The sequence below is a fragment of the Streptomyces sp. NPDC085524 genome (assembly GCF_044541755.1).
In the GTDB taxonomy this organism is placed as follows: Bacteria; Actinomycetota; Actinomycetes; order Streptomycetales; family Streptomycetaceae; genus Streptomyces.
This window is the reverse complement of sequence record NZ_JBITTH010000019.1, coordinates 47,599-70,654: the sequence shown is the minus strand read 5'-3', so window position 1 is coordinate 70,654 and position 23,056 is coordinate 47,599. Positions and strand designations below refer to the sequence as shown.

Genomic DNA, 23,056 nt, shown 5'->3' with positions numbered 1-23,056 from the left:
AACGCGTATCCCGGAGCGTCCCCGCAGGTCACCCATCACTCGTTCGCGGCACGCGGGCGGTCGTCGCTCTCGTACTGGTCGAACAGCGGCGTGCGGCCCCGGCCCTGGCCTCGCGGGCGCGGGGTGGACTGGGGCTTCGGCTCCTGCTTCGCGGGCGCGGGCTGCGGCTGCAGCTGGGCGCGCAGGCGCGGGTCCGTCGGTTCGGCCGTGCTGGAGCGGGTCGCGCTCCAGGCGTCCGGGGTCGCCGGGCCCGTGGCGCGGGGGGCCACCGGGGCGGTCACGTACGTCGGCAGCGGGACCGGGACCGGCTCCCAGCTGTCACCGCGCCCGGGGCCGCGGTCGCGTTCGCGCTGCTGGTCCACCCACTCGGCGTGGTCGGTCTGTTCGACGAGCGCGCGCCGGCCGGCCTCCTGCGGGGAGACCGGTGGCGCGGGGTCCGGTTCGGCGCCCGGTGTCGCGGGCTCCTCGGGGTCGCGGCGGCGCGGGCGGTTCTCCCTCAGGCTGCGCGCGGCGGCCTCGGCGCGGCGCCGGTCCATCGTGAACTCGTAGCGGCGCCGCTCCTGGACGCGCAGGTGCACGATGTACGCGCTCAGCAGCAGGGCGGGCACGGCGGGGGCCCACAGGTAGCGCACGCCGCCGACCGCGGCGACGACCGCGCCGAGGGTGAAGACGAGGAAGAGGAGCGCCGTGGTGCGACGGCGGCGCGCGAGGACCTGGAGGCGCTGTTCGCGCCGGGCCCGCTCCGCGCGGTGCTCCCGTTCGGCGGTGGCCGCTCTCGGCTCCGCCCTGGTCGGGGACACGCCAAGGGCCCGGGCGTCGGCGTCGACGGAATCAACCGTCTCCGTGACCGCGTCCGGGTCCGCGTGGGGCTGGGGCTCCGCCTCCTCGGCACCGCGCTCACGCAGCCCCTTGGCGTAACGGCGCTCCATTCCCGCCCGGCCGGAAAGCAGCCGAATGGCAGTGGAGAAGCGTTCCGTCGGACGGGCTTCGTTCAGCTCGTCCTGCCTCCGGAGCCACATGGGCACCAAGTAGGCGGCCCAGGCCCCGACAATGACTGCGTAGATGAGGCCGCTGCTGCTCACACCTCACACCGTAGAGGGGCGCGGCCTACGGGATCGGCCAATTGGGCCGGTGTGTCGCGCGTTCTCGCTGATATCACGGACTTTTTTTGTGATTCTTCGGATCAGGTTATGGGCAAATCGGTTGCCGGGGGCATACGAGCCTCGGTAAATCGAACGGATAATCGATTATCTATTTCGGCGGGGCACCCGACTGCCGGGACCGCTGCCAGCGCCGCAGCAGCCCCTCCGGCACCTCCTCCGCCGTGACCGCGTAGACGAGGTGGTCGCGCCAGGCGCCGTCGATGTGCAGGTAGCGCGGACGCAGTCCCTCCTCGCGCAGGCCCAGCTTCTCCACCACCCTCCGGCTCGGCCCGTTCTCGGGGCGGATGCACACCTCGATGCGGTGCAGTCCGACCTTCGCGAAGCAGTGGTCCACGGCGAGCGCGACCGCCGTGGGCATGACCCCGCGGCCCGCCACGTCGCGGTCCACCCAGTAGCCGACGTGGGCGGCGCACATCGAGCCCCAGGTGATCCCGGCGACGGTGAGCTGGCCGACCAGTCGGCCCTGGTACTCGATGACGAAGGGCAGCATCCGGCCCGCGTTCGCCTCCGCCCGCAGATGCCGGACCATCTGGCGGTACGTCGGCCGCTGTATCACCGGCCCCCACGGGGCGGGCGGCGGAATGGTGGCCTCCCAGGGCCGCAGCCAGTCCCGGTTGCGCCGGTTGACCTCCCGCCAGGCCTTCTGGTCCCGCAGTTTTATCGGCCGGAGGGTGACGTCGCCGTCGGTCAGGACCACCGGCCAGGTGGGGCCGTTCAGCTCGTGCTCCCGGAGGGTTCCGCCGGTCTGGCGTGGTCACCGCCGCGGATCTGGTCCACGGCGTGCGGGATGACGCGGGAGAGGACGGCGAGGCCGTCGCGGACGCCGCCCGTGGAACCCGGCAGGTTCACGATCAGTGTGTGCCCGGCGACGCCCGCCAGCCCCCGGGACAGCGCGGCGGTCGGCACCTTCGCGAGGCCCTCCGCGCGGATGGCCTGCGGGATGCCCGGGATCTCGTAGTCCAGCACCCGGGCGGTGGCGTCGGGGGTGCGGTCGGTGGGCGAGATGCCGGTTCCGCCGGTGGTCAGGATGACGTCGTACCCGGCGGCCACGCCCTCGCGCAGCGCCTGCTCGACGGGATCGCCGTCCGGGACGACCCGGGGGCCGTCCACCGCGAAGCCGAGTTCCCCCAGCGCCTCGGCGAGCAGCGGGCCGCCCTTGTCGGCGTACACGCCCTGCGAGGCCCGGTTCGAGGCCGTGACGACCAGCGCCCGGCCCGTGGAAGCGGGCGCGGGAGCTGCCGGAGCGGGTTCGGCGTGGCTGTGGCTGTGGCTGTGGACCTCGCCGCCGCGCGGGGGGTTCACGAGCGCGCCCAGTCGCCGGACTTGCCGCCGGTCTTCTCCTCCACGCGGACGTCCGTGATCACGGCGCCCTTGTCGACGGCCTTCACCATGTCGATCACGGTGAGTCCGGCGACCGCGACGGCGGTCAGCGCCTCCATCTCGACGCCCGTGCGGTCGGTCGTCTTGACGGTGGCGAGGATCTCGACGGCGTCGTCGGCGACCTTCAGGTCGACCTTCACGCCCGAGACCGCCAGCGGGTGGCACAGCGGGATCAGGTCGGGGGTCTTCTTGGCCCCCATGATCCCGGCGATCCGCGCCGTCGCGAGGGCGTCGCCCTTGGGCACGCCCTCGCCGCGCAGCAGCTCGATCACCCGGGGGGAGACGCGTACCCGTCCGCTGGCCCGGGCCGTCCGGGTGGTGACGTCCTTCTCGGAGACGTCGACCATCCGGGCCGCACCGGCCTCGTCGATGTGGGTCAGCCTGCTCTGGGTACTCATTGCTGTGCCGCTCCGCTCTGGGCCCGCGCGGGGCCTGTGTGGTGCGACACACGCTACCGGCAACGGCCCCGGTTCAGCCGAGCAGGACCACTTCCAGCTCGGTGCCCGGCTCCACCGAAGTGACGTCCTCCGGTACGACCATCAGCGAGTCGGCGTGCGCCAGCGCGGCGATCAGGTGGGAGCCCGATCCGCCGACCGGGCTGACCGTGCCGCTCTCCGCGTCGTACTTGCCGCGCAGGAACTGGCGGCGGCCGGCCGGGGAACCGAGCGCCTTGTCGGCCGTCAGCACCGCCCGCACGCTGGGGCGGCGCACCTCGGAGTCGGGCAGCCCCATGAGCGCCCGGATGGCGGGGCGCACGAACAGCTCGAAGGAGACGTACGAGGACACCGGGTTGCCGGGCAGGGCCAGCAGCGGGGTGTGGTCGGGGCCGATGGTGCCGAAGCCCTGCGGCTTGCCGGGCTGCATGGCGAGCTTGCGGAAGTCCATCCGCCCGCCGTCGACGTCCGCGGCGTCCGTGCCGTCGGCGCCCGCGTCGGACTGTCCGATCGAGGACAGCGCCTCCTTGACCACGTCGTACGCGCCGACGCTGACCCCGCCCGTGGTGACGAGCAGGTCGGCCCGGATCAGCTGGTCCTCGATGGTGGAGCGCAGGGTGTCGGCGTCGTCCGCGACCGCCCCGACCCGGTAGGCGATGGCCCCGGCGTCCCGCGCGGCCGCGGCCAGCGCGAAGCTGTTGGAGTCGTAGATCGTCCCGGCTGTCAGCGCCTCGCCCGGCTGGACCAGCTCGCTGCCCGTGGACAGCACGACCACGCGCGGCCGCGGCCGCACCCGGACGGTGCCGCGCCCGATGGCGGCGAGCAGGGCGATCTGCGGCGGGCCGAGCACGGTCCCCGCGGCCAGGGCGAGGTCCCCGGCCTGTACGTCGCTGCCGCGGGAGCGGACGTGCGCCCGCGCCTCGGCGGCGCGGTGCACGCGCACCTCGCCGGCCGCGCCCTCGGGGGCGGTGCTGGCGGGGGTCATCCCCAGGGCCGCGCCGCCGCCCGTGCCGCCGTCGGTCCACTCGACCGGTACGACGGCTTCGGCGCCGGGCGGGAGCGGGGCGCCGGTCATGATGCGGGCGGCCTCGCCGGGGCCGACGGTGGGCAGCTCACCGCTGCCCGCCGCGACGTCCCCGACGACCGTCAGCACCGCGGGGAACTCCTCGCTCGCACCCTGGACGTCGGCCACCCGGACGGCGTACCCGTCCATGGAGCTGTTGTCGAAGGGCGGGAGGGCGACGGGCACGGTGACGTCCTCGACCAGGACACAGCCCTGGGCGTCCAGCAGCTGGAGCTCGATCGGCTCCAGCGGGCGGACGGCGGCGAGGACGTCCGCGAGGTGCTCGTCCACGGACCACAGACGGTGGCCGGTCTCCTGCGGTGCGGAACTGCTCAAGGTGCTACATCTCCTCCGTGACGTAACGGTGAAGCCAGGTGCGGAACTCCGGACCCAGGTCCTCACGCTCGCACGCGAGACGGACGATGGCCCGCAGGTAGTCGCCGCGGTCCCCGGTGTCGTAGCGACGGCCCCGGAAGACCACGCCGTGCACCGGACCGCCGACGGTCTCGTCGGCGGCCAGCTTCTGCAGGGCGTCGGTGAGCTGGATCTCCCCACCGCGGCCCGGCTCGGTCTCCCGCAGTATGTCGAAGATCGCGGGGTTGAGGACGTAGCGGCCGATCACCGCGTAGTTGCTGGGGGCGTCCGCGGCGTCCGGCTTCTCGACGAGACCGGTGATCCGGACCACGTCCTCCTCGTCCGTGGCCTCGACGGCGGCGCAGCCGTAGAGGTGCACGTTGGCCGGGTCCACCTCCATGAGGGCGATGACGGTGCCGCCGGTGCGGGAGTAGATGTCGGCCATCTGACGCAGCAGCGGGTCGCGCGGGTCGATGAGGTCGTCGCCGAGCAGGACGGCGAAGGGCTCCTTGCCGACGTGCGGTTCGGCGCACAGCACGGCGTGGCCGAGGCCGCGCGGGTCGCCCTGGCGGACGTAGTGCATGGTGGCCAGGTCGCTGGACTCCTGGACCTTCTTCAGCCGGTCGTCGTCGCCCTTGGCGATGAGGGCGGACTCGAGCTCGTAGTTCCGGTCGAAGTGGTCTTCCAGGGCACGCTTGTTACGCCCGGTGATCATGAGGACGTCGTCGAGTCCGGCTCCCACGGCCTCTTCGACCACGTACTGGATGGCCGGCTTGTCCACAACCGGGAGCATTTCCTTGGGGGTCGCCTTGGTCGCCGGAAGGAAACGAGTACCGAGGCCCGCGGCCGGAATGACGGCCTTCTTGATCACGGGGTGCAACATAGTCATGGCCAGAACGATAGTGGGTTCCGCCGTACGCTCAACGGGATCGCGGTAGGTAGATCCACTTATGTCCATATTGCAAAGGAAATTTGGTTCCGCTGTGAATGAGCACCCGCACACCGCCGCCTCCACCAAGGCCGAGCTGCGCCGGGAACTCCTCGCCGCCCGACGCGCCTTGTCCCCCGATGCCTGCCGTGCGGCGGCTTCGTCGCTCGCCGGCCGGGCCCTGGAACTGCCCGAACTGGCCGGTGCGGGCACGGTGGCGGCGTACGTCTCCGTCGGCACGGAGCCGGGCACCCGCGATCTGCTCGACGCCCTGCGCGCGGCCGGCAAGCGGGTGCTGCTGCCCCTGCTGCTGCCCGACAACGATCTCGACTGGGCCGTGTACGAGGGTCCGGCGAGCCTCGCCGAGGCCGCGCACCCCGGGAAGATGCGGCTGCTGGAGCCGTCCGGCCCCGCGCTCGGGCCGGAAGCGGTGACCGGCGCCGGGGCCGTGCTGCTGCCCGGGCTCGCGGTGGACCGGCGCGGCATGCGGCTCGGCCGCGGCGGCGGCTCGTACGACCGGGTGCTGGAGCGGCTGGAGCGCGCGGGGGTGCATCCCGCGCTGGTGGTGCTCCTCTACGACGACGAGGTGGTCGCGCGGGTCCCGGAGGAACCGCACGACCACCCCGTCCAGGCGGTGGCCACCCCTTCCGGGGTGCTCCGCTTCTGAGACCTGCGGGCCGCTAGGGCTTGAGGGTCAGGGTGTCGACCGTCGCCTTGTCGACGGCCTCCTTGCCGAAGGGCCACTCCAGCAGCTCGCCCTTGGCCCACATCGTCGTCTGGTCGGTGTAGTTCGAGTGGTACGTGTGCCCCGAGGCGCCCGTGAGGTTGATCCAGCGGGACTTGTCGAGGTCGTTGAGGTTGACGATCATCCGCATCGACGGCACCCAGGTCACCCCGTACCCGCTGGAGGCGTTCCAGCCGGTCGCGTTGACGGTGGCCTCGCCGCCGCCCAGGTTCCAGGGGCCGCGGTTGAGGAGCCACTGCATGAAGCCGGGGCCCTCGGTGCCGATCGTCTGGTTCTTCAGGGTCAGCTGGTGCAGCCGGCCCCAGCTCCAGGTGGACTGGTCCTTGCCGAGCTTGGCGGTCAGCTCCCAGCGGGCGTCCTCCATGGCCCGCGCGAACAGCTCGTCGCGGGTGGTGGTCGCCGGGACGGTGAGGTTCTTCTTGGGCGCGGCCCACCAGGGCGACTTCTCGTCCTTGACGAGGCGGCGGACCACCTCGAACCAGCGGTCGCCGCCGTCCGGCTGCGCCGAGTCGCTGCCGCGCATGCCGCATTCGCGGACCACTTCGGCCAGGTCGTCGTTGGGGCCGCTGCTCTGGTCGTGGACGTTCATGCAGCTGCCCTCGATGCGCAGCTCCTTCGGCATCTTGTCGCCGAAGGCCAGCTTGAGGATGTTGCGCCAGACGGCGTTGAAGTAGGCGGCCGCCGCCGAGTCGGGCTCCTGGGTGTAGTTCCAGCCCTCCAGCAGCTTCTGCGCGGAGCGCACGTCCGGGTCCTTGACCTCGATCTTGGCGAGCATCGGGGTGAGCAGCGCGGCGATCTCGCTGCTGTTGTCCATCTGCATGGCGCGCATGTCGTCGGTCGAGATCTTGCCGCTGTCCTTGATCTTCGCCTCGATGAGGTCGTTGATCCGCTGGCTGCGGGCGCCGTAGCCCCAGTCGGTGGTCAGCATGTTCGGGTACTTGCCGGCGCCGGTGCCGCTCTCGACGACCGCCTGGTTGGCGGTGACGATGAAGCCGCGCTGGGGGTTCTGGTCCCAGGGCAGCTCGTTCTGCGGGATCCAGCCGGTGGCGCTGCCCGGGGTGCCCTTCCAGGCGTACTTGGGGTCCCAGCCCGGGGCGGGCATGCGGCCGTCGCCCGCGCCGCGCACGGGGATCCGGCCGGGGGCCTGGTAGCCGATGTTGCCGTTGGGGCCCTTGTTGTCGGCGTAGATCAGGTTCTGGGAGGGGACCTCGAAGTCGGCGGCCGCCTTGCGGAAGTCGTCGAAGTTCTTGGCCCGGTCGAGCTTGAAGACCGCGTCCATGGACTTGCCCGGGTCGAGGGCGGTCCAGCGCAGGGCCACGGCGTAGCCGGTGCCGCGGTCGGGGGCCGAGGAGGCGACGGGGGCGCGGGAGCCGACCGTGCCGAGCTCGTCGCTGCGGTCGGAGATCAGCGGGCCGTTGTTGGTGGTGCGGACGGTGATCTTCTTGCTCTTCTCGCCCGCGATCTTGATCTCTTCGACGCGGGTGGTGAAGGGGAGCACCTTGTTGTCGTAGACGTAGCCCTCGGGCCTGACCTGCTCGAGGTAGAGGTCGGTGACGTCGGCGCCGAGGTTGGTCATGCCCCAGGCGATGTCGGCGTTGTGGCCGATGACCACGCCGGGCATGCCGGAGAAGGTGTAGCCGGCCACGTCGTACTGGCACTGGGCCGAGGCGGCGCGGCAGTGCAGGCCCATCTGGTACCAGACCGAGGGCAGCTGCGGGGAGAGGTGCGGGTCGTTCGCGAGCAGCGGCTTGCCGGTGGTCGTGTACTTGCCGGAGACGACCCAGGAGTTCGAGCCGATGCCGCTGCCGTTGGGGCCGAGGATCGCGGGGATCTGGTCCAGGGTCTTGGCGAGGGAGGTCATCCGGGTGCGCAGGCCCACGGTCGCGCCCTGGGCGGTGGCGTTGTCGGCGAGGCCGGTGCCGTTGGTGCCGCCGTTGGCGGTCGCGTTCGAGCCGGTGGCGGTGCCTGCGCCGGTGCCGTCCTTGGAGCCGCTGCCCGCCGGGGTGCCCTGCGGCGCGTACTTGCCGCCCTCGACCTTGCCGCCCTCGACGATCGGACGGTTCCGGTCGAAGGGGTACGGCGGGTACAGCTCGTCGATCTGGGCCGGCGAGAGCGTGCTCGACATCAGCGCGCGGTCGATCTCGTCCTGCATGTTGCCGCGCAGGTCCCAGGCCATCGCCTTGAGCCAGGCCACCGAGTCCACCGGCGACCACTGCTCGGGCTTGTAGTCGGAGCTGAGCTTCAGCGCGGCGTGCTCGACGGAGAGGTCCTTGCCGGACTTGCCCTTCAAGTACGCGTTGACCCCGTCGGCGTAGGCCTGGAGGTACTTCTTCGTCTCGGGCGAGAGCTTCTTGTCGAACTCCTCCTGCGCGACCTGGCGCCAGCCCAGCGTCCGCAGGAAGGCGTCGGTCTCGACCTGGCCGGAGCCGAACATCTCCGAGAGCCGCCCGGAGGTCATGTGGCGGCGTACGTCCATCTCCCAGAACCGGTCCTGGGCGTGGACGAAGCCCTGCGCGCGGAAGAGGTCCTCGTCGTTGTCGGCGTAGAGCTGGGGAATGCCGTGCTCATCGCGCTTGACGTCGACGGTCCCGGTCAGGCCCGGCACCTTGAGGGAGCCGGTCGTCTGGGGGAACGAAGCGCGCACGCCGTCCACAGCCCAGTACGCCCCGTAGCCGAGGCCCGCGAAGAGCGCCAGGACCAGCACGAGCACGATCAGACGGGCTCGTCGTCCCTTCTTCTTGACGGGAGGAGCGGTTTCGTTGGCGGGCATCGCTGTCCTTAGAGGGGCAGGGTGGTCCTGGGAGTGCTGGGAGCAACCATAGGCGCAGGACCGGTCCCGGTGATCCGCCAGGGGTCCAGGTGCTGAGGACAGGGGCAAACACACGTTTCACAATGTGGTTATCACGTAAAGAGAGCGTCAAAGATTAGGTAAGGTAACGAACTACTTGCCGAACCTGTCGCGCGGAGGAGCGGTCCACCGGCTCCGCCGTGCGCTTTGAGGAAGGGTCGCCCACTGACTGTCCACACGCTCAATGAGCTTCTGCTGGTCTGCTCGCTCGTGCTGCTCGTCGCCGTCGCGGCGGTACGCATCTCTTCACGCAGCGGCCTCCCCAGCCTGCTCATCTACCTCGGCATAGGCATCGCGATCGGCCAGGACGGCATAGGCAACGTCGTATTCGACAACGCCGAGCTGACCCAGGTCATCGGCTATGCCGCACTCGTCGTGATCCTCGCCGAGGGTGGTCTGGGCACCAAGTGGAAAGAGATCAAGCCGGCCCTGCCGGCCGCGATCGTGCTGTCGACGGTGGGCGTCGCGGTCAGCGTGAGCGTGACGGCTGCCGGGGCGCACTACCTGGTCGGGCTGGAATGGCGCCAGGCCCTGCTGATCGGCGCGGTCGTCTCCTCGACCGATGCCGCGGCCGTCTTCTCCGTACTGCGCAAGGTCCCGCTGCCCTCCCGGATCACGGGCGTCCTGGAGGCCGAGTCCGGCTTCAACGACGCACCCGTCGTGATCCTGGTCGTCGCCTTCGCGACGGTCGGCCCGGTGGGCCCCTGGTACGTCCTGGTCGGCAAGATCGCGCTGGAGCTGCTGCTGGGCGCCGCCATCGGCCTGGCCGTGGGCTTCCTGGGCGCCTACACGCTGCGGCACGTGGCCCTGCCCGCCTCGGGCCTCTACCCGATCGCCGTGATGGCCATCGCCATGGTGGCGTACGCGGCCGGCGCGCTGGCGCACGGATCCGGCTTCCTCGCCGTCTACCTGGCGGCCATGGTCCTCGGCAACGCGAAGCTGCCGCACTGGCCGGCGACGCGGGGGTTCGCGGACGGGCTCGGCTGGATCGCCCAGATCGGCATGTTCGTGCTGCTGGGGCTGCTGGTCACCCCGCACGAGCTGGTGAACGACTTCTGGCCCGCGGTGATCATCGGGCTGGTGCTGACGATGGTGGCGCGCCCGCTGGAGGTCTTCGTCAGCCTGCTGCCCTTCCGGCTCCCGTGGCGGGAGCAGGCCCTGATGTCGTGGGCCGGCCTGCGCGGAGCGGTGCCCATCATCCTGGCGACCATTCCGATGGTGTCCGGGATCGAGGGCAGCGAACGGGTCTTCAACATCGTCTTCGTGCTCGTCGTCGTCTACACCCTGGTGCAGGGGCCGACGCTGCCCTGGCTGGCGCGCAAGCTGCGGCTCGGCGACACCGGCGAGGGCGCCTCCGACCTCGGCATCGAGTCCGCCCCGCTGGAGAAGCTGCGCGGACACCTGCTGTCCTTCGCGATCCCGCCGGCCTCGCGGATGCACGGCGTGGAGGTGAGCGAGCTGCGGCTGCCGGCCGGAGCCTCGGTCACCCTGGTGGTGCGGGACGCGAAGAGCTTCGTACCGGCGCCGTCGACCGTGCTGCGGCGCGGGGACGAGCTGCTCGTCGTCGCCACGGACCCGGTGCGGGACGCGGCGGAGGCGCGGCTGCGGGCGGTGGCCCGGGGCGGCAAGCTCGCGGGGTGGCTGGGCACGGGCAACGGGTCCGGCAACGGAGCGGGGCGGGGCGCCGCCCGGCGCTAGGACACGAAGGGCGCAAGGGGCGCAAGGGATGTCACCCAGCGTTAGAGCGTCGCTCTAATTCGATGTTTTCGATGGATCCTGCCCGGATTTACCCGCCTTTCTGGGGTTCCTGAATGCGAAGTTCCAGTTAATCGCAGGTGAAGACATCCCTTGTCGCCGTAATCACAGGGCCTGGTAGCCACCCTCCCTGTATGATGAAGGCACAACACATCGAACCAACTCTGCCTGACGCAGAGCTGGCGCGACCGCAAAGCGGCCGTGGCTCCCTCCCGCAGTGGGCGCCCAGGTATCACTCGGTTCTGCGCAAGAGGACAGCTCTCGGGGCTCCCACATGTACGGGTGCGGTCGCTCACAAGGCGAAGCACCGTCCGCAGACGGGGACGCTCTACCAGGCAGCGGAAAGGCAAGGCCGTGACATCCGCGGTCACGACCGACAAGTCCGCCCGCCCCGGCTACGGGCAGCTCCTGCGCACGCCCGGCGCCCTCAGCTTCGTACTTCCCGGCTTCGCAGCCCGGCTCCCCTTCGGCATGCTGACCATCAGCATCCTGCTCCTGGTCCAGCACACCACCGGCTCCTACGGCAGCGCCGGCATCGTCGCCGCCGTCACCGGCATCTCGATGGCGCTGTCCGCGCCGCTGATGGGCATCTTCACCGACCGCTTCGGCCAGAGCGCCGTCCTGGTCCCCGTGGTCCTCACGCACGCCGCCGCCGTCAGCGCCCTGGCGGTGCTCGCGCTGATGGACGCCCCCGTACTGGCGCTGGCCCTGGCCGCCGTCCCCACCGGCGCCTCGGTGCCGCAGGTCGGACCGATGGTCCGGGCGCGCTGGGCCGCCAAGCTGCAGGGGTCGCCGCTGATGCCGACGGCCGCCGCTTTCGAGTCCGTCAGCGACGAGTTCACCTTCGTCGTCGGCCCGGTCCTGGCGACCGCCCTGTGCACCGGCGTCCACCCGGCGGCCGGCCTGTTCACCGAGGCGACGCTGACCCTGCTCGGCGGCCTGCTCTTCGCGGCCCAGCGGGCCACCCAGCCCAAGCCGCACGCCCCGTCGGCCTCCGGCGAGAAGCGCGCCTTCGCACTCTCCTCCCCCGGCCTGCGCGTACTGATCTTCGCGTTCCTCGGGATCGGCGCCGTCTTCGGCGGCATGCAGGTCTCGCTCGCCGCCTTCGCCAACGAGATCGGCAACCCCGGGGCCAACGGCCTGCTCTACGGCATCTTCGCCGCCGGCAACATGATCGCCGGCATCGCCATGGGCGCCATCACCTGGAAGACCGGACCGCGCCGCCGGCTGATCCTGGGCTACGTCGGCCTCACCGCCGTCGTGTCCGTCCTGTGGGCCGCGCACTCGGCGGTCCTGCTGGGCGCGCTCGGCCTGGTCGTCGGCCTGTGCATCGCCCCGGCGCTGATCACGGGCTTCACGATGGTCGAGCAGCTGGTCCCCGCGAACGCCCGGACCGAGGCCTTCACCTGGCTGACCGGTTCGATCGCCTTCGGGCAGGCCATCGCCGTGACCCTGGCCGGCCGCCTGACGGACGCGCACGGGTCCTCGTACGGCTTCCTGGTGCCCGCGGCGGCCACCGTTCTCGCGCTGACCACGCTGCTGCTGCTGCGCGGGAAGCTGGCCCCGAAGGCCCCGAGCCGGATCGTGAAGTCGTCCGCCCCGGTCGCCCCGAAGGTGATCCGGAACACGGCGACCGAGCGTGGGATGGGTCACCGCGTGCCGGTGACGGTGGACTGAAACGCCGGAATACGTCACCATGGAGCGTCGTTAGCACTCATTGAGTCAGAGTGCCAGGAGGAAATTCGTGCCGACCTACCAGTACCAGTGCACCGAGTGCGGTGAGGGCCTTGAGGCCGTGCAGAAGTTCACCGATGACGCGCTGACCGTGTGCCCGAGCTGCGACGGACGCCTGAAGAAGGTGTTCTCCGCGGTCGGCATCGTCTTCAAGGGCTCCGGTTTCTACCGGAACGACAGCCGCGGCGCCTCGTCGAGCAGCACCCCCGCCTCGAAGTCGTCGACGCCGTCGTCCACGACGGCCACCGCCGCCGCAGCTCCCGCCGCTTCGTCCTCCTCGACGTCGTCGAGCTCGGGCAGCAGCACCGGCTCCACCTCGGCGGCCTGACCGTCCGATCGCCTTTCCCTCAGGCCCCGCAGCCCTCCCGGGCAGCGGGGCCTCGGGCATGCCCGGGTGGACCCCGTTAGGGTGACCTGCATGGCGAACGCAGAGATCGGTGTCATCGGCGGCTCGGGCTTCTACTCCTTCCTGGAGGACGTCTCCGAGATACAGGTGGACACCCCGTACGGACCCCCGAGCGACTCCCTCTACGTCGGCGAGCTGTCGGGCCGCACGGTGGCCTTCCTGCCCCGGCACGGGCGCACCCACACCGTCCCGCCGCACAAGATCAACTACCGCGCCAACCTGTGGGCCCTGCGCTCGGTCGGCGTCCGCCAGGTGCTCGGCCCCTGCGCGGTGGGCGGCCTGCGGGCCGAGTACGGACCGGGCACCCTCCTCGTCCCGGACCAGCTGGTCGACCGTACGAAGTCCCGTGCGCAGACCTTCTTCGACGGGGAGCCGCTGCCCGACGGCAGCGTCCCGAACGTCGTGCACACCACCTTCGCCGACCCGTACTGCCCCGTGGGCCGGTCCGTGGCGCTCGCGGCGGCCCGGGAGCAGGGCTGGGACGCGGTGGACGGCGGCACCATGGTCGTCATCGAGGGCCCGCGCTTCTCGACGCGCGCCGAATCGCAGTGGCACGCGGCGGCGGGCTGGTCCGTGGTCGGCATGACGGGCCACCCGGAGGCCGTCCTCGCCCGCGAGCTGGGGCTCTGCTACACCTCGATGGCCCTGGTCACCGACCTGGACGCGGGCGCCGAGACGGGTGAGGGCGTCTCCCACACCGAGGTCCTGAAGGTGTTCGGCGAGAACGTGGGCCGCCTGCGCAAGGTCCTCTTCGACGCGGTCGCCGCCCTGCCGGAGACGGAGTCCCGGGACTGCCTGTGCACCCACGCCCACGACGGCTGGGACCTGGGCATCGAGCTTCCCTAGCGCTGTGGCCGGAAGGGTCTGCCGGGTCGCGGTGTCCGGTGCGGTGCATCGCAAGGCGGAGGGCCACGTCTCGTACTGGACGTACCTGCGTGGTCCGACAACGCGGCGAGGTGCCGTGCCGGGCGCCGTGACCCGGTGAACCTTTCCGGCCACAGCACCAGCTGTCGGTGGCGGGCCTTACCGTCCGGGCATGGGAAATTCCGGGGGAATGATCGTGGCCCGCTGCGCTGCGGCAGAGCTGCTCGGCATCGCCGGGGCGGCCGGCTTCGAGGAAGCCTGCCACGGGGAGGACCTGGCCGGGGAGTGGGCGGCGGTGCAGTACGCCGACCGGCCCGTGGGCGGCGGCACCGTGGTGGCGCGGCAGACGGGGGAGCCCGTCTTCACGGTGGCGTACCTCGACAGCGACGTCGGCTTCGTCGAGGCCGTCACCCCGCTCGGGAGCCGCTGGAAGGCCCTGCTGAACCGGAAACGGGCCGAGGGCTACGGGATGCCGCTCGACCGGTACCCGGTCGATCCGGCCGTGGCCGGCGCGCTCGCGTGGGCGGCCGCCGCCGGGCTGACCGCCGACGCGGCGGGCGTCAGGGCCGCGCTCACCGGCGAGGAGGCCCTCGCGGAGGACCTCACCGACCGGCTGCTCGTCGCGCTCGGGATCGCGCCCGGGGCCGCGTAGAAGGATTTTCCCGGAGGCTGTCACATTCCGGGGGGCTGTCCGGTCCTCACTGGTGAAGGACCCACCGAGACCGCTTCCCGGGAGACGACAGCCATGCCGCGCATCTCGCTCAACCCGCCCCGCACCCTCCTCATGCGCATCGGCGCCTGGTACTCGCGCCGCACCTACGGCAAGGTGCTCAACCCCGGCCAGGCGTACGGGCACAACGCGCGCGTGCTGTTCTCGTACGTCCGCCTCGAACAGCAGGCGGCGAAGTGGAACGCCCTCGACGCCGGGCTGGGGCACCTCGCGGTGATGGCCGCCGCAGCCCGCATCAACTGCTCGTGGTGCATGGACTTCGGCTACTGGGAGGGCCGCGAGAAGGGCCTGTCGGCGCGGAAGATCGAGCTGGTCCCGCAGTGGCGGGAGAACCGTGAGGCGTTCACCGCGCTGGAGGCGCTCGTCATGGAGTACGCCGAGGCCATGACGGAGACCGAGCCGACGGTCACGGACGAGCTCGCCGCGGAGCTGATCGCGCGGCTCGGCGAGGCGGCGTTCGTCGAGCTCACCGCTGTGGTCGCGCTGGAGAACTGGCGCTCGCGCGTCAACAGCGCCTTCGGTCTGACCAGCCAGGGCTTCGCGGAGGCGTGCACGGTCACCCCCGTGTGAGTGACGGCGTCGTCCACAGGGCGGGGGCCGTCCACAGGCCGGAGCGGGATCCGGCGGGAGGCCGGATCGTGGGGCGTGTCCGGGCGCAGGGTCCGGGCACGGCACCCGATCGGCTTGGCGGTGTTCCTCATGTCCCGTACCGATGCGACCAGTTCCTCGATCCATTTCTCTTCTGCATGTCCCCCCGCGCGCACGGTCCCGCAGTTCCCGCCGCTCCGTGTGGGGCGGGGCGGGGACCGGCTGCGCAGGGTCCTGCGGCGCAGGCGGCGGGCCGCAGCGGCCGGGCTCGCGGTCGCGGCGGCGGCCCTGGCGGTGGGCGGGACGGAGGCCCGGGCCTCGCGGGTCGCCGCGCCGGCGGAGGCGAAGCCCCCGCCGCAGGCCGCCGTGCGGACGGTGTCCGCCCCGGTGCGCATCGCGGACGCGGCGACGGTGCGGCTGCTGCGGCCCGGAGACCGGGTCGACGTGGTGGCGGCGGAGCGCGCCGGGCCGCCCCGGGTGGTGGCCGCGGGGGCCCGGGTTGCCGAAGTGCCGGATCCCGACCAGGGTGTCGGGGACGGTGGGGCCCTCGTGGTCCTGTCCGTGCCCCGGGACACCGCACGGGATCTCGTGGGGGCGGGCTCCGTGGCGCGGCTGGCGGTGACGTTGTGCTGATTCGCACGCACGCCCAGTCAAGTCACCTCCAAGTGGGCGTCGATTGGACACGCCGGGCCTGGACTGCCGTAGCTTTCGGAACCGTTGACTCCGTGTTCGGCAGATTCGAAGAAAGGCTCAGTGGTGGGCGAGAAGAAGAAGGAGAGCGTCCTGGCGGGCTTCAAGGCCTTCCTGATGCGCGGCAACGTGGTCGACCTGGCGGTCGCCGTGGTCATCGGCGCCGCGTTCACGAACATCGTGAACTCGATCGTCAAGGGGATCATCGGCCCGGTCGTGGGCGCGGTCGGCACGAAGAGCCTGGAGGGCTACAAGACCTGCATCAAGGCGCCGTGCGAGATCGGGAAGGACGGGCAGCCCACGGGCGTCGAGATCCTCTGGGGCTCGGTGCTGAACGCCACGCTGACCTTCGTGATCACCGCGGCGGTCGTGTACTTCCTGATGGTCCTGCCGATGGCGAAGTACCTCGCCAAGCAGGAGCAGCGCCGCAAGGCCCGGGAGGGCGTCCAGGAGACGATGGAGATCACCGAGCTGGAGGTCCTCAAGGAGATCCGGGACAACCTGGTCGCCCAGCGGACCGGCGGCGCCAACGGCACGAGCGTCGCTCCGGGATCGCGCGACGCGTTCTGACGGGCCCGCCGGCTCAGATGTGGTGCGGGGGCTTCTCGTCGAGGAAGCGGGCCAGGTCGGCCGCGCTTCCGCCGGCGGGCGGCCGCTCGCCCCAGCCGCGGTCGGTGTCGTCCGAGGACTGCTGGTCCAGGGGGTCGTCGAAGACCAGCCTGGGCTTGGGCTTGCTCTCCGGCCTGGGCTCCGGCTTCGCGGCGGGCTCGGGATGCGGGTCGGGGGCGGCGGAGGTGCTCATGGCTCCAGGGTACGGCCGCCCCCGGCGCCCGCTCCGCTCAGCTCGGGGCCTCGGCGCCCTTGCGGGCGTAGAACCACCAGCAGACCGCCAGGCACGTGGCGTAGAAGCCGATGAAGATCCACAGCGCGTTGGTGACGGCCATCGCCGCGAACATCGCGGGGATGAAGAAGAAGCCGTAGGCGGCGATGGCGGAGGAGAAGCCGGTGACGGCGCCCGCCTCCATCTCGGACTGCTTGAGCGCTGCCGCCTGCGCCTCGGGGCCCTTGCCCTCCGCCTCGCGCATGTGCTGGTCCCGGAAGATCACCGGGATCTGCCGGAAGGTCGAGCCGTTGCCCAGGCCGGAGAAGGCGAAGGCCGCGAGGAAGCCGATGAAGAAGGCCCAGAAGCTGCCCTGGTCGCCGCCCGAGGGCAGCGCGAAGATCACCACGACCAGGGAGGCGGCCATGCCGACGAACGACAGCATGGTGACCCTCGCACCGCCGATCCTGTCGGCGAGCCAGCCGCCCGCCCAGCGCATGAGCGCGCCGATGAAGGGGCCGATCCAGGCGTAGGTGGTGGCCTGGTAGCCCTGCGACTCGAAGTTGTTCTTGATCAGGAGCGGCAGGCCGGCGGCGAAGCCGATGAAGGAGCCGAAGGTGCCGACGTAGAGCCAGGTCATCAGCCAGTTGTGCTTGCGCCTGAAGATGATCTTCTGCTGGCTGAAGGGGGCCGCGGCCACCTTGAGGTCGTTCATCAGGAACCAGGCGAGCCCCGCCATGATCACCAGCAGCGGCACCCACAGGAAGGCGCCGTTCTGCAGCCAGATGTCCGTGTCGTTCTTCGCGTCGTGCTGCGGGCCGCCCGCCGGGGCGCCCAGCACGGCCGCGGTGACCACCAGCGGAGCCACCAGCTGGACCACGCTCACGCCGAGGTTGCCGAGCCCGCCGTTGAGGCCGTTGGCACTGCCCTTCTCCCGCTTGGGGAAGAAGAAGCCGATGTTGGCCATCGAGGAGGCGAAGTTCGCGCCGCCGATGCCGCAGACGGCCGCGATCAGCGCCAGCTCCCAGTAGGGGGTGCCGTTGTCCTGGAGGGCGAAGCCGAGCCACAGCATCGGCGCGACCAGGATCAGCGTGCTGAAGGCGGTGAACTTCCGCTCGCCGAAGATCGGCCCGATGAAGGTGTAGAGGATCCGGAAGGTACCGCCGGTGATGCCGGGGATCGCGGTCAGCCAGAACAACTGCGACTTGGAGAAGCCGAAGCCGACGTCGTTCAGCTTGACGACGGTCACCGACCAGACCTGCCACACCACGAAGCCGAGCATCAGCGCGGGGATCGAGACCCACAGGTTGCGCTGGGCGACCCTGCGCCCGGTGGACCGCCAGAAGCCGTCGTCCTCGGGCCGCCAGTCGCCGATGGTGGCGCCGGGCTTGTACGTCTCCGCGCGGTGCGAGCGCACCGCGGGCGGGGTGGGCGTGGGCATCGACATGGTCATCGGTCCTTCGGGTCGAGGAGCCACAGTCCGAGCACGACGAGGAAGGACAGGATCAGGAATCCCGCCCCCCACCAGGCCGTTCCGGTGTTGCCCTTCATCCACTCGTTGACGGTCACCGTCAGCGCCCAGAGCTGTCCGATGACCACGGTGAGGGCCAGGGCCAGACGTGCGTTGAGCTTCGAGGACCGCTCCGGTTCCTGCTCGGTGCCGGCTCCCGGGCCGGGGCCCGTGCGGCGGATCCGCGGGTCTCCGTAGCCGCTGGTGGAGCGGATCTGCGGATACCGCTCGTGGACCGGCCGGTTCAGCCGGGGCTGGGCGCTGCCCGGGTGGTACTCCGGGCGCGGAGGCACTTGCGGGGCACTCATGTGTGCTTCCTCTCGGGCTCGGCGGCGCGTTCCGTTCCCGGGCAGCGCAGTTGCAGCGAGTACTCGGGGTGGGAATCGCCGAACTGCCGGCAGAGGGCGTCCTTGGCCGGCTCTCCCGACCGGGCGGTGCCGATGGCCCAGACGCTGCCGTCGGCCTGCTCGGTCAGGAAGACCCTGGGGAGCGGGCGCGGTGGCGGGCCCGCGGTCACCTCACCGGTGCGGGCGTCGAAGACGCCTTCGTGGCAGGGGCAGTACAGCTCCCCTTCGGGGCCCCGGTCCTCGCGCCAGAGCACGGCGCAGGCCAGGTGGGTGCAGACGGCCGAGTAGCCGACGAGCGAGCCGTCGGCGAGCCGGACGGCGACGGCCCGGTCCTCGTCGCCGGGGAACCGGAAGGCCACGGACTGGCCGGGCGCCAGCACGTCGGTGACCTTCTTGGGCTCGGGGAGCTCCTCGCTGTCGCCGTGCCGGTGCAGGATGCCGGCGGCGACGCCGACACCGCCGACGGCCAGGCCGCCGGAGACGGTGGCGACGATCCGCAGGTAGTCGCGGCGGGTGGTGAGGGAGTCGGCGCTGATCCGGTCGCGCAACTGCTCGGCGGCGGCGTCCCCGTCGGGGTCCGGGCCGGGGGTGGAGGCCGGAGGGGGCTGTTCGGTGAGACTCAACGGACATCGACTCCATTCACCTCTACGACGGGCAGACCCCCGGGGACGGGCCACTGGACCTTGTCGGCGGGGACGACCATCGCCACGCCGGTGCTGACCACGACGTCGCCGAAGGCGAAGGAGTCGGCGACCTGCACGCCGGGGCGCTCGGCCTGGAGCTCTTCGAGGGTTCCGTAGAAGAGGGCTCCGGTGGGACAGACGGTGGCGCACATGGGTGCCAGGCCGTAGGCGGTGCGGTCGTAGCAGAGGTTGCACTTCATCTGGAGCTTCGCCTGGAGGTCGATCTTCGGGACGCCGAAGGGGCAGGCGTTGACGCAGTTGGCGCAGCCGATGCAGCGGGTGGTGTCGGCCTGCTGGACCACTCCGTCGGCGGTCACCAGGATCGCGTCGGCGGGGCAGACCTCGGCGCACGGCGCGACCGGGTCCTCGCAGTGCATGCAGACGGTGGGAAGGGAGGCGACGGACATGCCGGGATCGGTGTAGTCCAGGTGGATCATCGACTTGCCGCGGTGGGAGTCGCATTCGCGGCAGGCGGAGACGCAGGCCTGGCAGCCGATGCAGCGACCCGGGTCGATGAAGATCGTGCGGCCCATCATGGCGGGTCAGCTCCTCTCGGCCGTGCCACGGCCCTGGGAGGACGTGGGCGGCAGCGGGTCGGTGCGGGAGACCTGGGTCTCCGGGTAGGCCTCGCGGCCCGGGGCCGTGGGCGGAGCGGGCACCTCGTCGACCCGTTCGCCGGCCTCGATCCGGGCGGCGCAGACCTTGTACTCGGGGATCTTCGAGCGGGGGTCGAGGGCGTCGATGGTCAGCGCGTTCGCGGCCGTCGGCACGGGCCAGTGGTAGGGGATGAAGACGGTGTCCGGCCGGATGGCCTCGGTGACCAGGGCCGGGAAGACCTCGCTGCCGCGGCGGGTGACCACCCTGACCGGGTCGCCGTTGCGGAAGCCGTGCGAGGGGTGGACCTCCACCCAGGGGCGCGGGGTCTGCTCGACGAGGGCGCCCAGGCGGCGGGTCTGGTTGCCGGAGAGGAAGTGGGCGACGGTACGGCCGGTGGTGAGGGAGAGGGGGAACTCCTCGGTGTACGGGTCCATCGGCGCGTGCCACTCGACGACCTGCATGTGGACCTTCCCGTCGGGGTGGAAGGTCCTGCCGCCCTCGAACAGCCGGGGAGTGCCCGGGTGGTCGGTGCTGGGGCAGGGCCACATGATGCCGCCGGTCTCCTCCAGGCGTTCGTAGGTGATGCCGTAGTAGTCGTTGACCGTTCCGGCGGAGGCGATGCGGAGCTCCTCGAACACCTCGCGGGAGCCGGGGAAGTCGAACTTGTCGCCGACGCCGAGGCGCCGTGCGAGTTCGCACATCACCCAGGTGTCGGTGCGCACTCCGGCGGGCGGTTCCTGGGCCTTGTTGTGCTTGACGACGCGCGCCTCGGTGTTGGCCATGACGCCCTCGTCCTCGGCCCACACGGTGACGGGGAAGACCACGTGTGCGTTGGACGCGGTCTCGGAGAGGAAGAAGTCGAACTGGGCGTGGAATTCGAGGCGGTCGTACCCCTCCTTGACCGCCCCGTAGTTGGGGAGGGATACGAAGGGGTTGTTGCAGATGCCGATCAGGCCGCGGATCTCCTGCCGCTGCATCTGCCAGACCATCTCCATCATGGAGGTGCCGGCGGGTGGGAGTTCGGACTCCTCGATGCCCCAGATCCGGCAGATCTGGCGGCGGTGCTCCTCGTTCATGATGGAGCGGCCGCCGGGCAGCAGGTCCGCCTTCTGGCCGTGCTCGCGGCCGCCCTGGCCGTTGCCCTGGCCGGTGATGGTGCCGTAGCCGGCGCCGGGCTTGCCGAGGTTCCCGGTGGCCGCGCACAGGTTGATGATCGACAGGCAGTTCTCGACGCCCTGCGAGTGGTGCTCGACCCCCCGCGCGTGGAAGGCCATGGCCTTCTCCGCGCCGCCGAACATGCGGGCCACCCGGACGATCTGTTCCTCGGGGACCCCGCAGATCGCGGCGGAGCGGGCGGGCGGGTAGTCCTGGACGGTCTTCCTGACCTCGTCCCAGCCGGTGGTGTGGGCGGCGAGGTAGGCCTCGTCCGTCAGGCCCTCGGCGATGACCACGTGCAGGACGGCGTTGAAGAACGCGGAGTCGGTGCCGGGCTTGAGGGCGACGTGGACGTCGGCGGTGCGGGCGATGGCCGTCTCCCGCGGATCGACCACGATCAGCGAGGCACCGCGGTCCCGGGCGCCCCACAGGTACTGGGTCATCACCGGGAAGCACTCCCCCACGTTCGACCCGGCGATCAGCAGGCAGTCGGTGAGGAGGATGTCGGAGAAGGGGTTGGCGGCCCGGTCGATGCCGAAGGACAGCTTGTTGGCACCCGCGGCGCTGACCATGCACAGGCGGCCGTTGTAGTCGACGTGCCGGGTCTTGAGGGCGACCCGGGCGAACTTGCCGACCAGGTAGGTCTTCTCGGAGTAGAGGCTGGCGCCGCCGAGCAGGCCGAAGGCGTCGTTGCCGTGGGCGCCCTGGATGCGGCGGATCTCGGAGACGGTGAAGTCCAGGGCCTCGTCCCAGGAGACCTCCCTGAACTCCTCGTCCCGGGAGCGGCGCAGCAGCGGGCTCGTGAGCCGGTCGGGGTGGTTGACCTGCTGGTAGGCGTTGATGCCCTTCGGGCACAGCCGCATCCGGTTGATGTCGTGGTTGCGGGGCTCGACGCCGAAGACCTTGCCGCCCCGGTCCACGCGCAGGTACATCCCGCACTGCACGCCGCAGAAGCAGCAGTGGGTGGGGACGAGGGTCTCGCCGTTCTGGTCGGCGTGCCACTGGTCGGCGGGGATGCCGCCCGCGTCTCGGAAGTTGCGGGTGCCGGGTGGGGCGATGGAGGGGTCGATGGGCAGCGGGGCGGTCCGGGCGGGGTCCGTCGCGGTCACTTGAAGCCCTTCTTCACGTGGTTCAGATAGGCGCCACCGCGCAGGACCCGCTTGCAGCGCGGGCAGTATTCGACGAAGGCGTTGAAGTCGAGCTTCAGGTCCTGCATCGTGCCGCGCAGGTTCTCCACGTACGGGGTGGTGTCGATGGGCTCCCCGCAGCGCTTGCAGGCGAAGACCTGGTCGTCCTGCCGGGCCGTGTACTTGAACAGCTGCATGCCGACGGCGGCGGGGCGCTGGACGATGTGGAAGAACTTCCCGAACGGGATGTAGATGAGGGTGAACACCACCGACACCATGTGCAGGACGGCCAGGAACTCGTAGCCGCCGCCGTGCAGGAAGATCGACGAGAAGGTCAGCAGCAGCCCGGTCACGGAGATCACGATCAGGCAGATCAGCGGCAGCAGGTCGTAGGCGAAGCGCTGCCCGGTGATGGCGCCCCGGTCCTTCATCCGGCGCCACAGGAAGTACGAGGCGCCGGGGATGACGAGGACGGCGGCGACGTCCAGGCCGTGGAACATCAGCCAGCCAAGGAAGTCCAGCGAGTCGAAGCCGAGGACCTTGAACCCCCAGATCCGCATCTCGTACCCCGGTCCGGAGCCGGTGCTCGAGGTGAAGGTGAACCAGCCCCAGGTCAGCGGGAAGGTGATGAGCGCCGCCAGGATGCAGCCCCAGAAGATGAGCTGGTGGGCGGCCCAGCGGGCGCGTGAGCGGGCGCCGAGGAACTTCTGGAAGCCCAGGTAGGTCGCGATCATCTTCGGCAGTGCGGTGGGCGCCTTGCGGAAGTTCTCCGCGGAGAAGAAACTGCCGAACCCCTTCTTGAAGAGGCGGCGCGCACCGGGTGCGGAGACCCACACGGTGTACCGGTAGGCCACGCCGAAGGCGAGGAACACGGTGGCGACGGCGTACGGCAGCAGCGCCGAGTCGAAGTCGCGCAGGAGGCGGCTGCCGAGCACGATCGCGGCGATGAGCAGCAGTGAGACGACGGTGCCGGCCAGGGTGGCCCGCAGGGCGACGGGTTTCCCGGCCGGCGGCGGGGTCTGGGGCGGCTGGGCCGGCGGCTCCGGCGGTGGGGCTTCGGTGAGGACTTCGGTGGGCTCGGACACAGCACCACGCTAAGTGGTCTGTACCGTTTAGGCCCGTTATGAGGTATTCG

General features: G+C 71.1%; 23 protein-coding genes. 9 read left to right on the top strand and 14 right to left on the bottom strand.

Going from position 1 to position 23,056, the window contains the following annotated elements; translation table 11 throughout:
• Positions 1–35: 35 nt before the first annotated feature.
• The 6 genes from ACIGFK_RS27095 to galU all read right to left on the bottom strand — a co-directional run bounded on the left by ACIGFK_RS27095 (position 36) and on the right by galU (position 5,283).
• The gene (locus ACIGFK_RS27095) at positions 36–1,082 is read right to left on the bottom strand and encodes a hypothetical protein (RefSeq protein ID WP_376657454.1); all 1,047 of its coding nucleotides are present in this window, start codon (positions 1,080–1,082) and stop codon (positions 36–38) included.
• 169 nt (positions 1,083–1,251) lie between these two features.
• Positions 1,252–1,860, bottom strand: a complete 609-nt coding sequence (locus ACIGFK_RS27090; protein WP_376657455.1) for a GNAT family N-acetyltransferase — start codon at positions 1,858–1,860, stop codon at positions 1,252–1,254.
• A gap of 17 nt (positions 1,861–1,877) precedes the next feature.
• Positions 1,878–2,369: a molybdenum cofactor biosynthesis protein B gene (locus ACIGFK_RS27085; protein ID WP_400053957.1), complete on the bottom strand. Its 492-nt coding sequence runs from the start codon at positions 2,367–2,369 to the stop codon at positions 1,878–1,880.
• A 92-nt stretch (positions 2,370–2,461) separates the two neighbouring features.
• Positions 2,462–2,941 (bottom strand): cyclic pyranopterin monophosphate synthase MoaC, encoded by a 480-nt coding sequence (moaC, locus tag ACIGFK_RS27080; RefSeq protein ID WP_376657456.1) that lies wholly within the window; start codon positions 2,939–2,941, stop codon positions 2,462–2,464.
• A 73-nt stretch (positions 2,942–3,014) separates the two neighbouring features.
• Positions 3,015–4,376, bottom strand: a complete 1,362-nt coding sequence (gene glp / locus ACIGFK_RS27075; protein WP_400053913.1) for a gephyrin-like molybdotransferase Glp — start codon at positions 4,374–4,376, stop codon at positions 3,015–3,017.
• Positions 4,377–4,380: 4 nt separating this feature from the next.
• Positions 4,381–5,283 carry a UTP--glucose-1-phosphate uridylyltransferase GalU gene (gene galU, locus ACIGFK_RS27070; RefSeq protein ID WP_376657458.1) on the bottom strand — a complete coding sequence of 301 codons (903 nt, stop codon included), beginning with the start codon at positions 5,281–5,283 and terminating at the stop codon, positions 4,381–4,383.
• A gap of 94 nt (positions 5,284–5,377) precedes the next feature.
• On the opposite strand from galU, the gene ACIGFK_RS27065 reads away from it, so the two are divergent.
• Positions 5,378–5,989 carry a 5-formyltetrahydrofolate cyclo-ligase gene (locus tag ACIGFK_RS27065; protein ID WP_376657459.1) on the top strand — a complete coding sequence of 204 codons (612 nt, stop codon included), beginning with the start codon at positions 5,378–5,380 and terminating at the stop codon, positions 5,987–5,989.
• Positions 5,990–6,002: 13 nt separating this feature from the next.
• Here ACIGFK_RS27065 and ACIGFK_RS27060 read toward each other — a convergent pair whose 3' ends face one another.
• Complete coding sequence (locus tag ACIGFK_RS27060) at positions 6,003–8,837, bottom strand: penicillin acylase family protein (RefSeq protein WP_400053911.1); 2,835 nt, start codon at positions 8,835–8,837, stop codon at positions 6,003–6,005.
• Between the two features lie 288 nt (positions 8,838–9,125).
• Between ACIGFK_RS27060 and ACIGFK_RS27055 the strand changes: the two genes are divergently transcribed.
• The 8 genes from ACIGFK_RS27055 to mscL all read left to right on the top strand — a co-directional run bounded on the left by ACIGFK_RS27055 (position 9,126) and on the right by mscL (position 16,252).
• Positions 9,126–10,613: a potassium/proton antiporter gene (locus ACIGFK_RS27055; protein ID WP_376657461.1), complete on the top strand. Its 1,488-nt coding sequence runs from the start codon at positions 9,126–9,128 to the stop codon at positions 10,611–10,613.
• Between the two features lie 411 nt (positions 10,614–11,024).
• Positions 11,025–12,347, top strand: coding sequence for an MFS transporter (locus tag ACIGFK_RS27050; RefSeq protein ID WP_376657462.1), 1,323 nt, complete (start codon positions 11,025–11,027; stop codon positions 12,345–12,347).
• Between the two features lie 67 nt (positions 12,348–12,414).
• Positions 12,415–12,732: an FmdB family zinc ribbon protein gene (locus ACIGFK_RS27045; protein WP_386465010.1), complete on the top strand. Its 318-nt coding sequence runs from the start codon at positions 12,415–12,417 to the stop codon at positions 12,730–12,732.
• 90 nt (positions 12,733–12,822) lie between these two features.
• The gene (locus ACIGFK_RS27040; RefSeq protein ID WP_376657464.1) at positions 12,823–13,656 is read left to right on the top strand and encodes an S-methyl-5'-thioadenosine phosphorylase; all 834 of its coding nucleotides are present in this window, start codon (positions 12,823–12,825) and stop codon (positions 13,654–13,656) included.
• Between the two features lie 190 nt (positions 13,657–13,846).
• The gene (locus ACIGFK_RS27035) at positions 13,847–14,326 is read left to right on the top strand and encodes a hypothetical protein (RefSeq protein WP_400053908.1); all 480 of its coding nucleotides are present in this window, start codon (positions 13,847–13,849) and stop codon (positions 14,324–14,326) included.
• Between the two features lie 93 nt (positions 14,327–14,419).
• The gene (locus tag ACIGFK_RS27030; RefSeq protein WP_400053906.1) at positions 14,420–14,974 is read left to right on the top strand and encodes a carboxymuconolactone decarboxylase family protein; all 555 of its coding nucleotides are present in this window, start codon (positions 14,420–14,422) and stop codon (positions 14,972–14,974) included.
• 129 nt (positions 14,975–15,103) lie between these two features.
• Entirely contained in the window at positions 15,104–15,625 is a 522-nt protein-coding gene (locus ACIGFK_RS27025; RefSeq protein WP_376657467.1) for a hypothetical protein, read from the top strand.
• A 123-nt stretch (positions 15,626–15,748) separates the two neighbouring features.
• On the top strand, positions 15,749–16,252 hold the full coding sequence (gene mscL / locus ACIGFK_RS27020; RefSeq protein WP_376657468.1) for a large conductance mechanosensitive channel protein MscL: 504 nt from the start codon (positions 15,749–15,751) through the stop codon (positions 16,250–16,252).
• Positions 16,253–16,265: 13 nt separating this feature from the next.
• Here the strand turns inward: mscL and ACIGFK_RS27015 are convergent, their stop codons facing one another.
• Genes ACIGFK_RS27015 through ACIGFK_RS26985 form a run of 7 tightly spaced genes read right to left on the bottom strand, consistent with a single transcriptional unit; the run spans position 16,266 to position 23,006 of the window.
• A complete protein-coding gene (locus ACIGFK_RS27015) occupies positions 16,266–16,484 on the bottom strand; it encodes a hypothetical protein (RefSeq protein WP_376657469.1) in 219 nt (72 codons plus the stop codon).
• Between the two features lie 37 nt (positions 16,485–16,521).
• Complete coding sequence (locus ACIGFK_RS27010) at positions 16,522–17,949, bottom strand: NarK family nitrate/nitrite MFS transporter (protein ID WP_376657470.1); 1,428 nt, start codon at positions 17,947–17,949, stop codon at positions 16,522–16,524.
• Positions 17,950–17,951: 2 nt separating this feature from the next.
• Entirely contained in the window at positions 17,952–18,320 is a 369-nt protein-coding gene (locus tag ACIGFK_RS27005) for a hypothetical protein (protein WP_376657471.1), read from the bottom strand.
• A complete protein-coding gene (locus ACIGFK_RS27000; RefSeq protein WP_386465000.1) occupies positions 18,317–18,982 on the bottom strand; it encodes a ubiquinol-cytochrome c reductase iron-sulfur subunit in 666 nt (221 codons plus the stop codon). Before ACIGFK_RS27000 ends, ACIGFK_RS27005 begins: the two co-directional genes overlap by 4 nt.
• Positions 18,979–19,578 (bottom strand): 4Fe-4S dicluster domain-containing protein, encoded by a 600-nt coding sequence (locus ACIGFK_RS26995; protein ID WP_365170396.1) that lies wholly within the window; start codon positions 19,576–19,578, stop codon positions 18,979–18,981. The genes ACIGFK_RS27000 and ACIGFK_RS26995 overlap by 4 nt, the downstream gene beginning before the upstream one ends.
• Positions 19,579–19,584: 6 nt before the next feature.
• Complete coding sequence (locus ACIGFK_RS26990) at positions 19,585–21,903, bottom strand: molybdopterin oxidoreductase family protein (RefSeq protein WP_400053903.1); 2,319 nt, start codon at positions 21,901–21,903, stop codon at positions 19,585–19,587.
• The gene (locus ACIGFK_RS26985; protein WP_400053902.1) at positions 21,900–23,006 is read right to left on the bottom strand and encodes an MFS transporter; all 1,107 of its coding nucleotides are present in this window, start codon (positions 23,004–23,006) and stop codon (positions 21,900–21,902) included. Before ACIGFK_RS26985 ends, ACIGFK_RS26990 begins: the two co-directional genes overlap by 4 nt.
• Positions 23,007–23,056: the final 50 nt, after the last annotated feature.